Origin of the sequence: Devosia sp. 67-54 (assembly GCF_001899075.1) — a bacterium.
GTDB lineage: Bacteria > Pseudomonadota > Alphaproteobacteria > Rhizobiales > Devosiaceae > Devosia_A.
This window is the reverse complement of record NZ_MKVA01000005.1, coordinates 1,127,837-1,139,002: the sequence shown is the minus strand read 5'-3', so window position 1 is coordinate 1,139,002 and position 11,166 is coordinate 1,127,837. Positions and strand designations below refer to the sequence as shown.

11 protein-coding genes and 1 pseudogene are annotated in these 11,166 nt (G+C 67.1%); 8 read left to right on the top strand and 4 right to left on the bottom strand.

What is annotated here, in order from left to right; translation table 11 throughout:
- Positions 1-979: pseudogene (locus BGO82_RS10965) on the top strand (hypothetical protein); the annotation flags it as partial.
- 49 nt (positions 980-1,028) lie between these two features.
- On the opposite strand, the gene BGO82_RS10960 reads toward BGO82_RS10965, so the two are convergent.
- Both BGO82_RS10960 and BGO82_RS10955 read right to left on the bottom strand, forming a co-directional pair.
- Positions 1,029-1,964, bottom strand: a complete 936-nt coding sequence (locus BGO82_RS10960; RefSeq protein WP_291305589.1) for an alpha/beta hydrolase — start codon at positions 1,962-1,964, stop codon at positions 1,029-1,031.
- Between the two features lie 19 nt (positions 1,965-1,983).
- The gene (locus tag BGO82_RS10955) at positions 1,984-4,050 is read right to left on the bottom strand and encodes a lytic transglycosylase domain-containing protein (RefSeq protein WP_291305588.1); all 2,067 of its coding nucleotides are present in this window, start codon (positions 4,048-4,050) and stop codon (positions 1,984-1,986) included.
- A 252-nt stretch (positions 4,051-4,302) separates the two neighbouring features.
- Here BGO82_RS10955 and dapA point away from each other — a divergent pair, with 252 nt between their 5' ends.
- Genes dapA through BGO82_RS10935 form a run of 4 tightly spaced genes read left to right on the top strand, consistent with a single transcriptional unit; the run spans position 4,303 to position 6,304 of the window.
- Positions 4,303-5,181 carry a 4-hydroxy-tetrahydrodipicolinate synthase gene (gene dapA / locus BGO82_RS10950; protein ID WP_291305587.1) on the top strand — a complete coding sequence of 293 codons (879 nt, stop codon included), beginning with the start codon at positions 4,303-4,305 and terminating at the stop codon, positions 5,179-5,181.
- A gap of 55 nt (positions 5,182-5,236) precedes the next feature.
- Positions 5,237-5,719 carry an SsrA-binding protein SmpB gene (gene smpB, locus BGO82_RS10945; protein WP_291305586.1) on the top strand — a complete coding sequence of 161 codons (483 nt, stop codon included), beginning with the start codon at positions 5,237-5,239 and terminating at the stop codon, positions 5,717-5,719.
- Between the two features lie 50 nt (positions 5,720-5,769).
- Entirely contained in the window at positions 5,770-6,042 is a 273-nt protein-coding gene (locus BGO82_RS10940; protein WP_291305585.1) for a BrnT family toxin, read from the top strand.
- Positions 6,017-6,304 (top strand): BrnA antitoxin family protein, encoded by a 288-nt coding sequence (locus BGO82_RS10935; RefSeq protein WP_291305584.1) that lies wholly within the window; start codon positions 6,017-6,019, stop codon positions 6,302-6,304. Before BGO82_RS10940 ends, BGO82_RS10935 begins: the two co-directional genes overlap by 26 nt.
- Here BGO82_RS10935 and BGO82_RS10930 read toward each other — a convergent pair.
- A complete protein-coding gene (locus BGO82_RS10930) occupies positions 6,301-6,939 on the bottom strand; it encodes a uracil-DNA glycosylase (protein ID WP_291305583.1) in 639 nt (212 codons plus the stop codon). The two genes, BGO82_RS10935 and BGO82_RS10930, sit on opposite strands and share 4 nt — an antisense overlap.
- Positions 6,940-6,960: 21 nt before the next feature.
- Positions 6,961-7,554, bottom strand: a complete 594-nt coding sequence (locus BGO82_RS10925) for an NYN domain-containing protein (RefSeq protein ID WP_291305582.1) — start codon at positions 7,552-7,554, stop codon at positions 6,961-6,963.
- Positions 7,555-7,827: 273 nt separating this feature from the next.
- Here BGO82_RS10925 and rpoZ point away from each other — a divergent pair, with 273 nt between their 5' ends.
- The 3 genes from rpoZ to pyrE all read left to right on the top strand — a co-directional run bounded on the left by rpoZ (position 7,828) and on the right by pyrE (position 11,155).
- Positions 7,828-8,196: a DNA-directed RNA polymerase subunit omega gene (gene rpoZ, locus BGO82_RS10920; RefSeq protein WP_291305581.1), complete on the top strand. Its 369-nt coding sequence runs from the start codon at positions 7,828-7,830 to the stop codon at positions 8,194-8,196.
- 104 nt (positions 8,197-8,300) lie between these two features.
- Positions 8,301-10,574, top strand: a complete 2,274-nt coding sequence (locus BGO82_RS10915) for a bifunctional (p)ppGpp synthetase/guanosine-3',5'-bis(diphosphate) 3'-pyrophosphohydrolase (protein WP_291305580.1) — start codon at positions 8,301-8,303, stop codon at positions 10,572-10,574.
- Positions 10,571-11,155: an orotate phosphoribosyltransferase gene (pyrE, locus tag BGO82_RS10910; RefSeq protein WP_291305579.1), complete on the top strand. Its 585-nt coding sequence runs from the start codon at positions 10,571-10,573 to the stop codon at positions 11,153-11,155. Before BGO82_RS10915 ends, pyrE begins: the two co-directional genes overlap by 4 nt.
- The last annotated feature ends 11 nt before the right edge of the window (positions 11,156-11,166 follow it).

The following is an 11,166-nucleotide window of genomic DNA, read 5'->3' as shown; positions in this document are numbered from 1 at the left end:
AGCCGCCGTTGAACCGCCGCCGATCCAGGAGCCTGCTCCCATCCAGAGCGATCCGCTGCCCGCGAGCGAGACGGCCGAACCGGGGACCGCCGAGGCCGCCGTCATCGATCCCGCGCCGAGCGCGGCTGCGGCAATGCCGGCGTCGCAGCCCGGGGTGGCCTGGGCCGGGGCGATCCACGGCCGCGAGGCCGACCAGTTCGCGCGTGAGCCGGAGGCGGTGGCCGATGCCGCGCCCCCGGCCGACGAGGCGCCGCCGGAGCCGGGCCTCGACGTCGGCCTGCTGTCGTCGCTTGCCGAGGAGATGCGGGACGCGACGCCGGCACCTCCCGCTGTGCTTGCCGAGCCCGATGTCGCCCCTGCGCCGCCCGAGCCTGCCGACGTTGTCGCCGCGACCCCGGTGGCTCCCGCTCCCGAGCCGCTCGCGCCACCTGAGCCTGTCGCAACGCCCGTACCCGCCGCAGCGCCGGAGCCTGTCACGACACCGCAGCCGGTCGCAACGGCTGAGCCCGCCGCATCGCCGGAGCCGGCGCGCGAATATTCCGAGCACGACGCCATGCGGGCGATCGAAGGTGGCTGGTCGCGGCGCGACGCGCGGGCGCTGCCCGATGCGCCCGAACTGACCGACGTCACCGCCGCCGTTTCCGCAGCGCAGATGGCGGTGGAGCAGGTGCTGGCCCGCAACGGCATCGACGCCGAGGCGTCGGTCGCCGACGCCGGCTTCGGCAAGCCGCGCGGCCTGCCGCATCCGCGCCAGCATCAGCGCGACAATCTCAGGCAGATCAACGGTCTCGGACCGTTGGATGAATCAACGCTCAACAATCTGGGCATCTACCATTTCGACCAGGTGGCCGGCTGGGACCAGAAGGAAGTGCTGTGGCTCGAGAACCACGCCTTCGCTCGTGGCCGCATCGGCCGCGAAGACTGGCAGGGGCAGGCGAGGGCGCTGCTCGAGGGCACGCCGCGTCGCGCCGACGCCTGACATGTTTCGGGGCGAACTGCACGGAGTCTTGCTGGAAGTCGATCGGCCTCTAGGCGGCCCGCTTCAGCCCCATGACATCGCGCACGAAATCGGCGATCGGCTGCACGTTGTCGGGCGTGTCGAGCAGCGCCGGCGAGCCCTGCGCGTCGATGACGAAGGCTTCGGCATCGCGCCGCCGCCGCATCATCTCCTCGAACGTGTCGCGCCGGAGCTGCTGCGTCATCTGCGTGCGCATCATCAGCAGCGGCGCCGTCGCCAGCGCGTCGAACAGCGGCCATTGCGCCGTCAGCACGTCGTCGAGGCTGAACGGTTCGAGCAGCCGGATCAGCGTCGGATCGAACAGCGGCTGCAGGCGGCCGCGCTTGTCGACGAAATGCGTGCGCGTGGCCAGCATGTCGATCATCGCCTCGGGCGCTTCCGGATAGTCCGCCGCCGTCATCCGCCGCAGCATCGGCCGGAGGCTCGCCTCGCCGCGCACCCCGGTCAGCTCGTTGAGCGTGGTCCTGAGCCGCACTAGCCCGCGCGGATCGGAGACCGGGGCGGCGTCGATCAGCACCGTGCCGGCGATCAGCGCCGGTCGGTCGGCGGCCAGCGCCATCAGCACCTGCCCGCCATAGCCCTGGCCGACGAAGATGGCGCGCTCGATGGCCAGCGCCCGGCAGATGTCGACCAGGTCGGCGGCGTCCTTGAGCGAGGTGTAGTCGTCGGCCCGGCTGCGGTCGGCGGAGCGGCCGCGGCCCTTGAGGTCGACCAGCACGATCGGCGCCGTCTCCGGCAGCAAGTGCCGGCCGACGCGCAGGAAATCGCGATAGTCGGCCATGTTGCGGTTGTAGCCGGGCACGCACAGCACCGGCACGCGGTCCGGCCCGAGCTGCCCGCCGGCGTGCACCGCCATCGTCTCGCCGGCGCTGCCGACGGTGACGAGGCGCACCGGCAGCCCCTCGAGCGGCGGATGGTCGGACGGAACGGAGCGGGCCTTGGCCATGCCCCGGTGTTACCCGACCCTAGCCGGCAATGGAATGCAGCGCCGTGATCGGGCTGATCGCCGAACCGCCCAGCCGGGCGCGATAGACCAGGTAATTGCCCAGCACGCGCTGCACATATTTGCGGGTTTCCTGGAACGGGATCAGCTCCACCCACACCACCGGATCGACGTTCGCGGCGCGCGGGTCGCCATAGGCGGCGATCCATTTGTTGGCGTTGCCGGCCCCGGCATTGTACGCCGCCGCCGCCAGCAGCAGCGAACCGTTATAGGTCTTGAGCTGCGCCGCGAGGTAGCTCGAGCCGAGCTGCGTGTTGTATTCGGGGTCCGAGGTCAGCTTGTGCGGCGAGTAGGCGACGCCGATCTTCTTGGCCGTCTCCTTGGCCGTGCCGGGCATCAGCTGCATCAGCCCGAGCGCGCCCGACGACGACACCGCGTCGGTCTGGAAGCGGCTCTCTGTGCGGGTGATGGCATAGATCGCGGCCATGTCGACGTCGGCCAGCTTGGTGGTCGGCAGCCCGTCCTTGGGGAAGCTGAACAGGTCGAGCGGCATGCCGCGCTTGTCGGCGATATCGGCGATGGCGATCGCCAGGTGGTGTGCGTCGATCTTCTGCGCCAGCCGCGCCGCCAGCACGAACTCGCCACCGTCCTTGAGGTCGTCCTGCGCCAGCTTGCGCAGCAGCGCTCCGGCCATGTCGTTCTGCTTGTCGGCGACCAGCAGGTTGATGGCCTGCACCAGGTCGCGGCTGCCGAAGGCCGCCTCGGCGTCCTTGGTCGAGGGCATGGCGCGCAGCTCGACCGGCTTCATGCCGAGCTCGGCGCGGGCGAGCAGGCCGTAATAGATCGTGCCGTAATCCGCCGCCACCTGGTAGGCGGCCCTGGCGCCCTTGCTGTCGCCGTCCGCCGCGCGCGCCCGGCCCAGCCAGTAATTGGCCTGCGTCACCGAGTCGGGCAGGGTGCTGAGCTTCGCCTCGGCCTCGAAATGCCGGATCGCCGCCTTCGGCTCGCGCAGGAAGCTGAGGGCGATCCAGCCGGCATGAAAGCGCGCCTCGACCAGCCGGCCTTCCGGACCGGAGGTGTAGTCGGCCGCCGCCCGATAGGCGCGCTTGGCGTCGCCCGCCGACAGCAATTGCCGGATTAGCGTGCGCCGCTCGTACCACCAGTTTTCGGGATCGGGATCGTTCGCCTTGCCTTTGTCGAGATAGGCGATGGCGTCGTCCCACAATTGGAACTGCCGTGCCCGCTGGGCGCGCGAGAAATTGTAGATCGGGCTGCTCTTCATGGCCGGATCGACCTTGTCGAGCAGCGCCTTGGCGTTCTTGTCGTTGCGCGACACGGCGTTGCGCGCCACCGCCAGCGATTTCTGCGCCGGCGTCATGTAGGGGAACAGCCGCTCCACCGCGCTGGCGCGGTCGTTCATCATCAGGTGCTCGGCGCGCGCCCAATGGTCCTTGGCGGTCAGCAGTCTGCCGAGGCTGTCGAGCACCTTCTGCTCGGTCTTGGCGTCGAGATAGTCGTTGACCCAGATGCTGCGCGCGATGGCCGCGGCGCGGTCGGTCTTGCCCGCCGCGACATAGGCCTGCGCCAGCCCGATCTGCGCGTCGAGGGTTTTCGGCATGCTGCCGCCGAGCACCGAGATCAGGGTATCGCCGCTGGCGTTGGACTTGGTCAGCGCCTGCTCGATCCGCGTCCTGAACACGCTCGCGGTGACGAAATCGGGCGCGTCCTTCTCGAAGCGGACGACGCTGTCATAGGGGATGGCGCCATTGCCGTAGTAGATCGCGGCCCATTGCACGACGCGGCGCTCGATGTCGCTGGGCAGGGCGCGCGCCGCGTCATAGGCGTCGGTGTATTTGCCGGTCGAGACCAGGTTCAGCGCCGCCGCGAAGGCGTCGCTGCCGAGCGGCGCCGGCATCGCCACGGGTTCGGCGGGCATGGGGACGGGCACCGGCTTCACCGAAGCGGTGATGATCTCGTCGATCCCCTCGGCGGCGGGTGCCGTGGGAAACGAAATCGACGTCGCAACGATCAGCGCGGTGGCGAACGCCCCCATCAGGAGCCGGGTCGGCATCCCGTGCACAACGAACATGGTCTGGTCCTGTTGGTCCTCGATACGTGTCCAACAAGGTGCCCCCACCCTTGCAGATGCGGAGTGTCGCCCCTCAGGGTGAACATTCCGTTGCTGCAAGGACCTCGCGGGTCGTCCTGCGGGTCTCTGCTTGCCCCGCCGAACGGCTGAAACTATGGTGCGCGACTATGGCCAAAGGGCGGAAAAGCCGGGGCCACAATCTGTCGCCGACCTGAATGGAAACGGCGGCCAACCATTGAGGACAACCAGAAAATGCTGCGAGGCTCGATCCCGGCGCTTCTCACTCCGTTTGCGAACGGGGCCGTGGACGAGAAAGCGTTCGCAGCCTTCGTGGACTGGCAGATCAAAGAGGGCTCGCACGGCGTGGCCCCGATGGGGACGACGGGCGAGAGCCCGACCGCCACGCATGAGGAGCATCGCCGCGTCATCGAGATCTGCGTCGAGGTCGCCGACCGCCGCGTGCCGGTGGTCGCCGGCGCCGGCTCGAACTCCACTGCCGAAGCGGTGTCGCTGACCCGCTTCGCCGAGGAGATCGGCGCCGATGCGGTGCTGTCGGTCGTGCCCTATTACAACAAGCCGACGCAGGAGGGGCTGTTCCAGCATTTCTCCGCCGTGGCCAGGGCCACGGCGCTGCCCATCATCCTCTATGCGGTGCCCGGCCGCACCGTCGTCGACATCAGCGTCGACACCATGGCGCGGCTGCGCGAGGCCCATTCCAACATCGTCGGCGTCAAGGACGCCACCGCCAGCATGGAAAAGGCGTCGCTCACCCGCTCGAAGCTCGGGCCGGACTTCATCCTGCTCTCGGGCGAGGACATGACGGCGCTCGGCTTCATGGCGCATGGCGGCCATGGCTGCATCTCGGTGACGGCCAATGTCGCGCCGAAACTGTGCGCGCAGTTCCAGAATGCCTGCATGCAGGGCAATTTCTCCGCCGCCCTGATGCTGCAGGACAAGCTGGTGCCGCTGCACAAGAGCCTGTTCCTCGAGAACAATCCGGGCGGCATCAAATACGCCGCCAGCAAGCTCGGCCTGTGCGGCAACGAGCTCCGGCTGCCGGTGGTGCCGATCAGCGACGCCAACGAAAAGGCAATCGACAGCGCCATGGCCAGCGCCGGCCTGCTGAACTGAGGGGACGCGCCGGGCAGCGAGTGGCGAAACGCCATCCGCTGCCTATATCCGCACCATGGCCAAGGAACCCAACAAGCCGACGATGATCGTCACCGGCCCGGTCGCCGAAAACCGCCGGGCGCGCTACGATTACGAGATCCTCGACACGCTCGAGGCCGGCATCATGCTGACCGGCACCGAGGTCAAGTCGCTGCGCACCGGCAAGGCCCAGATCACCGAGAGCTACGCCTCGCCCGAGCGCGGCGAATTGTGGCTGATCAACGCCCACATTCCAGAATACCTGCAGGCCAACCGCTTCAACCACGAGGAAAAGCGGCCGCGCAAGCTGCTGGTGTCGAAGAAGGAACTGGCCAGGCTCACCGAAGGCGTCGAGCGCGCCGGCAACACCATCGTGCCGCTGAAGCTCTATTTCAACGAGCACGGCAGGGCCAAGCTCCTGATCGGCCTCGCCAAGGGCAAGAAGAGCTTCGACAAGCGCGAGACCGAGCGGAACCGCGACTGGAACCGCGAAAAGGCGCGGCTCCTGAAACATGGCTGATTGTATATACGATTTGATTTGCGCGATAATGACCGAGCCCCTATATTTCCATGCAGATCGAGTTCGATCCCGACAAGGAAGCGACCAACCTCGCCAAGCATAAGATTTCGCTGAGGCGGGCGTCGGAACTGACGACGCTGCACGTCGAACCTGACGTGCGCTTCGCGTATGGCGAGGCGCGCTACCGCGCCTGGGGAACGATTGACGGTCGGGCTTATTGCCTGGTGTTCACCGCAAGAGGTGGCCGCACACGGGTCATCAGCCTACGACGGGCCCACCAGAAGGAGATGGATCGTTATGTCCCAGAAACCCCGCGGCTTTGACGACGACGAAATCGTCTTCGATGACGACAATCCGGAATGGACCGCCGAGGATTTCAAGCGCGCGAGACCCGCGCATGAAGTTCTCCCCCCGGAGGTGTTGAAGGCCTTCCCCAAGCTCCGTGGTCCGCAAAAGGCGCCGACCAAGGTGCCGGTTTCGCTGCGCCTGAGCCGCGAGGTGGTGGAGCATTTCAAGGCCAGCGGCAGCGGCTGGCAGACGCGCATCGACGAGGCGCTGAAGGCCGCCATCAAGAAGGCCGGCTAGCTTCGGATGTAGGCTGCCGCCCGCCCGACCACGTCCTCGAACATCTCGGTGGTCAGCACGCCCGTATTGGTGTTGTAGCGCGAGCAATGGTAGCTGTCGAACAGCCGGGCGCCATTGGACAATTCGTGTTCGGCGCCGTGCCCGAACGGGCGGCTGCTGCGCTTTTCGCCCAGCGCCACCAGCAATTGGTCATGGGCGATGCGGCCGAGCGCCAGGTAGGCGAGGGGCTTCTGCTCGCCGAGGCGCTTGCCGATGAATTGCCGGCAGGTCTTGATTTCCTCGGTGGTCGGCTTGTTCTGCGGCGGCACGCAGGCCACCGCGTTGGCGATCAGCACATCATGCAGTCGAAGCGTATCGTCCGGCGTCTGCCGGTATTCGCCGGTCGCGAGCCCGACCTTTTTCAGCGTCGCATAGAGCAGGTCGCCGGCATAGTCGCCGGTAAACGGCCGCCCGGTGCGGTTCGCCCCCTTCATGCCCGGCGCGAGGCCGATGATGATCAGCCGCGCCGCCTCGTCGCCCCAATAGCGCACCGGGTTGTTGTACCAGTCCGGATGCTGCCGCTGCGCCTCGTGCCGGAAGGCGACGAGGCGCGGACAGAGCGGACAGTCGCGCGGCGGCTGGGTCAGCACAGGCACAAGGGAAGGTAAGACTCGGACCTACTTATGGTCGGCGGTCACCGGCGTGCGGTCAACATGCCGTTCGGCGCTGGCGGGGCGCTCCGACACGGCGCGGCCGACGGTCTTGGCGAGCTCGGCCACGTCGAGGAAGAAATCGGCCTGCCGGCGCAGATCGTCCGAGATCATCGGCGTCGGCGTGCTGAGGGTCGAGGCCACGGTCACCCGCTTGCCCTTGCGCTGCAGCGCCGCGACCAGCGCGGTGAAATCGCCGTCGCCCGAGAACAGCACGAAGTGATCGAAATACGGTGACATTTCGAGCGCGTCGACCGTCAGCTCGATGTCCATGCTGCCCTTGATCTTGCGGCGGCCGCCGGCGTCGGTGAACTCCTTGGCCGGCTTGGTCACCACCGTAAAGCCGTTATAGTCCAGCCAGTCGATCAGCGGCCGGATCGAGGAGTATTCCTGGTCCTCGACCAGCGCCGTGTAGTAATAGGCCCGCAGCAGATACGCCTTGGACTGGAACTCCGCGAGCAGCCGGCGGTAGTCGATGTCGATGCCGATCGCCTTGCTGGTCGCATAGAGGTTGGCGCCGTCGATGAACAGCACCACCTTCTCGCGCGGATCGATGGACATGCAATTACCCTCCTGGCAGGGGCGGCCGGCCTCTCAGACCCCCCGGCAAATATGATCGGCGCCGCAAAAACCCCAGCGGCTCAGGCTGCCCCCACGTCCCGCCGCGTTTGTGGCAATACCAAGACATCGGTGCCACTTCAAATCAATTGCTCCAGTTTCAGAACATATGGTGTCGAAATCCCCGGAAAACGCGCCCTGTGCCGCGAAATCCTTGAACTCGCCCCGGGGCTCGTGTAAGAGCCCCGCCAATTCCCTCAATTTGTGGAGACGTCCGTGGCCCGCGTCACCGTCGAAGACTGCATTGAAAAGATCGACAACCGCTTCGATCTCGTGCTGCTCGCTGCCCACCGCGCCCGCATGATCTCGGCCGGCGCCGCGATCACCGTCGATCGCGACAACGATAAGAACCCCGTGGTGTCCCTGCGCGAGATCGGCGACGGCGCCATCTCGCCGGAGGATCTGCGCGAGGATCTGATCCACTCGCTGCAGAAATATGTCGAGGTGGACGAGCCCGAAAAGCACGCCGCCCCGCTGCTCGATGCGGATGCCGATCCCGATGGCGACACCTTCGACACCATTTCCGAAGACGAGCTGCTGCGCGGCATCGAGAGCCTGGCGCCGCCCGAGCGCCGCGACGATTGATCGGCGGCAAACTCGATCTATAGTGACGAGGCGCCCGGAGTCCCGGGCGCCTTTTTCATTTTGGACGGCGTGATGTTACCCTCCTGGCCGCGAGGATCGCGGCGATGATGCGTCAGTACGAACTCGTCGAGAAGGTGCAGGCCTACAATCCGCACGCCGACGAGAACCTGCTCAACAGGGCCTACGTCTATGCCATGCAGAAGCATGGCACGCAGAAGCGCGCCTCGGGCGATCCCTATTTCAACCACCCGCTCGAAGTCGCCTCCATCCTCACCGACCTGAAGCTCGACGACGCCACCATCGCGGTGGCGCTGCTGCACGACACCATCGAGGACACCGACGCCACCCGGGCCGAGATCGACCAGCTGTTCGGCGCCGAGATCGGCGAGATCGTCGACGGGCTGACCAAGATCGAGCGCCTGCAACTGGTCACCCGCGAGGAGGCGCAGGCCGAGAACCTGCGCAAGCTCCTGCTCGCCATCTCGGCCGACGTGCGGGTGCTGCTGGTCAAGCTCGCCGATCGCCTGCACAACATGCGCACGCTCGACGCCATGCCGCCGGACAAGCAGCAGCGCATCGCCCAGGAGACGATGGACATCTATGCGCCGCTCGCCGGCCGCATGGGCATGCAGGACATGCGCTCCGAGCTCGAGAACCTCGCCTTCCGCACGCTGCAGCCCGATCACTACCGGGCCATCACCGGCCGCCTCGCCGAGATGCAGGCCGAGTTTCACGAGACCATCGAGACCATCGAATCCGAGCTGACGCGCAAGCTCAAGGACGAGGGGATCGACGCCAAGGTCTCGTCGCGCGTGAAATCCGCCTGGTCGATCGCCACCAAGATCGAGCGCAAGCAGATCGCGCTCGAGCAGCTCTCCGACATGATCGGCTTCCGCATCATCGTGCCGACGATCGCCGACTGCTACCGCGCGCTCGGCATCGTGCACACCAATTGGAAGGTCGTGCCCGGCCGCTTCAAGGACTACATCTCCGTCCCCAAGCACAACGACTACCGCTCGATCCACACCACCATCGTCGGGCTGGGGCGGCAGCGCATCGAGCTGCAGATCCGCACCGAGGAGATGCACCGCATCGCCGAATACGGCATCGCCGCGCACGCCGCCTACAAGGAAGGCACCGACCTCAGCCGGCTCAGCACCGAAAGCCAGGCCTTCGCCTGGCTGCGCCAGACCATCGAGCACATCACCACCGGCGCCACCAAGGAAGATTTCCTCGAATACACCAAGCTCGAGCTGTTCCAGGACCAGGTGTTCTGCTTCACCCCGCGCGGCCGGCTGATCGCGCTGCCGCGCGGCGCCACCCCGATCGACTTCGCCTATGCGCTGCACACCGACATCGGCGACACCACCGTCGGCGCCAAGATCAACGGCGCCATCGTGCCGCTGGTCAGCCACCTGCAGTCGGGCGACGAGGTGGAGATCATCCGCGACCAGAACCACCTGCCGCCGGCCAATTGGGAGACCATCGCCGCCACCGGCAAGGCCCGCTCGGCCATCCGCCGTGCCGTGCGCGTGCAGGCGCAGCAGCGCGCCTACGCGCTCGGCGAGCACATGCTGGCCACCATGCTCGAGCGCGACGGCCTTGTGCTCGACGAGGAGGAGGGCGAGCGTCTGGCCAAGGCGCTCGGCCACCCCAGCAAGCGCGAGTTGCTGATCGGGGTGGGGGAGGGCAAGGTCGATGCCGACCAGCTCGGCATCGAGCTGGCTGCCGTCAAGGGCGTCAAGAAGCGGCGCAAGAAGGCGCTCGATTTGCCGACGCCGGACAAGGCCGAAGGCTGGTTCGCGCTGCGCGACACCGACATGTTCCGCTTCCGCGTACCCGGCGGCCAGCGCTCCGGCCCCAATGCGCGCGCGGCGCTGGCGCAGCTCGGCTTTTCCACCAAGGTCGCGATCTCGCCCGAAGGCGTGGTGCCGGGCGACCGGCTGGTCGGCATCATGCGGCCGGGCGAGCCGATCATGATCTATCCGATCCACTCCGACGCGCTGGTGGCGCTGCACGATTCCGACGTCGCCTGGATCGACGTGCGCTGGGACATCGCCGGCCGCGAGGACCGCAACCACAAGGTCGTCATCTCCATGCTGACGGTGAACAAGCCGGGCGGGCTGGCGCAGATTTCCACGGCCATTGCCGCTTCGGAGGCGAACATCCATAATCTCGTGATGCGGATCGTCGCTCCCGACTTCCACAAGAACATCTTCGAGCTCGAGGTGAAGGATCTGGCGCAACTGACGGACGTGCTGTCGGCTTTGAAGCTGACGCCGGGCCTGTCGCAGGTGCGCCGGGCCACTGTCGCCGAGGCCGAAAGCGTGGCGCTCGCCGACTGGGACGGCGAGGACGAAGAGAAAGTGCCTGCATGACCACCGACGAAATCCTCGACATCTTCCGCCAGTGCGGCGCCTTGCTCGAAGGCCACTTCATCCTGAGTTCCGGGCTGCGCTCGCCCGTGTTCCTGCAGAAGGCGCGCGTCTTCATGCATCCGGACAAGGCGGAAAAGCTGTGCCGGGCGCTGGCCGAAAAGCTGCGCGCCGAAGGCTATGGCGGCGTCAGCCAGGTGGTTTCGCCCGCCGTGGGCGGCATCATCCCCGGCTACGAGACGGCCCGGCATCTGGGTGTTCCGGCCATCTACACCGAGCGCGTCGACGGCAAATTCCAGCTTCGCCGCGGCTTCGAGATCGCCCGCGGCGAAAAGGTGCTGGTGGTCGAGGACATCGTCACCACGGGCCTGTCCATCCGCGAATGCATCGACTGCCTCAAGGCCATCGGTGCCGATGTGGTCGCCGCCGCCTGCCTGATCGACCGCTCCGCCGGCGAAGCCGATGTCGGCGTGCCGCTGGTGGCCCTCGCCAATTACAAGGTCCCGGCCTATCCCGCCGACGCCCTGCCGCCCGAACTGGCGGCGATCCCGGCGGTGAAGCCCGGCAGCCGGGGGCTGGCGTGAGGCCTGCGCAC

What these genes read in the sequence shown, in the direction of transcription:
- pyrE (WP_291305579.1), top strand. Translation starts at nt 10,571, where the DNA reads ATGACCACCGACGAAATCCTCGACATCTTCCGCCAGTGCGGCGCCTTG.
- dapA (WP_291305587.1), top strand. Translation starts at nt 4,303, where the DNA reads ATGCTGCGAGGCTCGATCCCGGCGCTTCTCACTCCGTTTGCGAACGGG.
- BGO82_RS10925 (WP_291305582.1), bottom strand. Translation starts at nt 7,554, where the DNA reads ATGTCCATCGATCCGCGCGAGAAGGTGGTGCTGTTCATCGACGGCGCC.
- BGO82_RS10940 (WP_291305585.1), top strand. Translation starts at nt 5,770, where the DNA reads ATGCAGATCGAGTTCGATCCCGACAAGGAAGCGACCAACCTCGCCAAG.
- smpB (WP_291305586.1), top strand. Translation starts at nt 5,237, where the DNA reads ATGGCCAAGGAACCCAACAAGCCGACGATGATCGTCACCGGCCCGGTC.
- BGO82_RS10915 (WP_291305580.1), top strand. Translation starts at nt 8,301, where the DNA reads ATGATGCGTCAGTACGAACTCGTCGAGAAGGTGCAGGCCTACAATCCG.
- BGO82_RS10955 (WP_291305588.1), bottom strand. Translation starts at nt 4,050, where the DNA reads ATGTTCGTTGTGCACGGGATGCCGACCCGGCTCCTGATGGGGGCGTTC.
- BGO82_RS10935 (WP_291305584.1), top strand. Translation starts at nt 6,017, where the DNA reads ATGTCCCAGAAACCCCGCGGCTTTGACGACGACGAAATCGTCTTCGAT.
- BGO82_RS10960 (WP_291305589.1), bottom strand. Translation starts at nt 1,964, where the DNA reads ATGGCCAAGGCCCGCTCCGTTCCGTCCGACCATCCGCCGCTCGAGGGG.